This is a genomic window from Bacillus sp. S2(2019) (assembly GCF_005144805.1).
Classification (GTDB): Bacteria; Bacillota; Bacilli; order Bacillales; family Bacillaceae; genus Bacillus; species Bacillus altitudinis.
This window is the reverse complement of sequence record NZ_SWFL01000013.1, coordinates 1-1422: the sequence shown is the minus strand read 5'-3', so window position 1 is coordinate 1422 and position 1422 is coordinate 1. Positions and strand designations below refer to the sequence as shown.

The window sequence follows — 1422 nt, the reverse complement described above, 5'->3', positions numbered from 1 at the left end:
TTGGTCCAGTGCTGCCCGTTGCCCCAGTAGGTCCGGTTGAACCTGTGATACCCGTGGCACCAGTAGCTCCAGTTGCACCCGTGATTCCAGTGGCACCAGTAGCTCCGGTTGAACCTGTGATACCCGTGGCCCCAGTAGCTCCGGTTGAACCTGTGATACCCGTGGCCCCAGTAGCTCCAGTTGCACCCGTGATGCCAGTGGCCCCAGTAGGTCCGGTTGAACCTGTGATACCAGTAGCACCAGTAGCTCCGGTTGAACCTGTAATTCCTGTAGCTCCAGTCGGACCAGTTGGTCCAGTGCTGCCCGTTGCCCCAGTAGGTCCGGTTGAACCTGTGATACCCGTGGCACCAGTAGCTCCAGTTGAACCTGTGCTACCAGTGACCCCAGTCGGACCGGTAGCACCCGTGATACCTGTGGCCCCAGTAGCTCCAGTTGAACCTGTAATTCCTGTAGCACCAGTAGCTCCAGTTGCACCCGTGATACCAGTAGCACCAGTCGGACCGGTTGAACCTGTGATACCTGTAGCACCAGTCGGACCGGTTGCACCTGTGATTCCCGTAGCTCCAGTCGGACCAGTTGGTCCAGTGCTGCCCGTCACACCAGTGGCCCCAGTAGGTCCGGTTGCACCTGTGATACCAGTAGCACCAGTCGGACCGGTTGAACCTGTGATACCCGTGGTACCAGTAGCTCCGGTTGAACCTGTGATACCTGTAGCACCAGTAGGTCCGGTTGAACCTGTGATACCCGTGGCCCCAGTAGCTCCAGTTGCACCCGTGATTCCAGTGGCCCCAGTAGATCCGGTTGAACCTGTAATTCCTGTAGCACCAGTTGCCCCAGTCGGACCGGTTGAACCTGTGATACCCGTGGCCCCAGTCGGACCGGTTGAACCTGTGATACCCGTGGCCCCAGTAGCTCCAGTTGAACCTGTGCTACCAGTGACCCCAGTCGGACCGGTTGCACCTGTGATACCTGTAGCACCAGTAGCTCCGGTAGTACCTGTGATACCTGTAGCACCAGTAGGTCCGGTTGAACCTGTGATACCTGTAGCACCAGTCGGACCGGTTGCACCTGTGATACCCGTGGCCCCAGTCGGACCGGTAGCACCCGTGATACCTGTGGCCCCAGTAGCTCCAGTTGAACCTGTAATTCCTGTAGCACCAGTCGGACCGGTTGAACCTGTGATACCCGTGGCACCAGTAGCTCCGGTTGAACCTGTGATACCCGTGGCACCAGTAGCTCCAGTTGCACCCGTGATGCCAGTGGCCCCAGTAGCTCCGGTTGAACCTGTGATACCTGTAGCACCAGTAGCTCCGGTTGAACCTGTAATTCCTGTAGCTCCAGTCGGACCAGTTGGTCCAGTGCTGCCCGTTGCCCCAGTAGGTCCGGTTGAACCTGTGATACCCGTGGCACCAGTAGCTCCAG

Annotated in this window: 1 protein-coding gene; it reads right to left on the bottom strand. The window is 58.5% G+C overall.

Annotated features, from left to right (window positions below; all coding sequences use genetic code 11):
- Positions 1-1422, bottom strand: a 1422-nt coding sequence (locus tag FBF75_RS19510; protein ID WP_205826477.1) for an autotransporter outer membrane beta-barrel domain-containing protein, incomplete at both ends; no start/stop codon positions are given.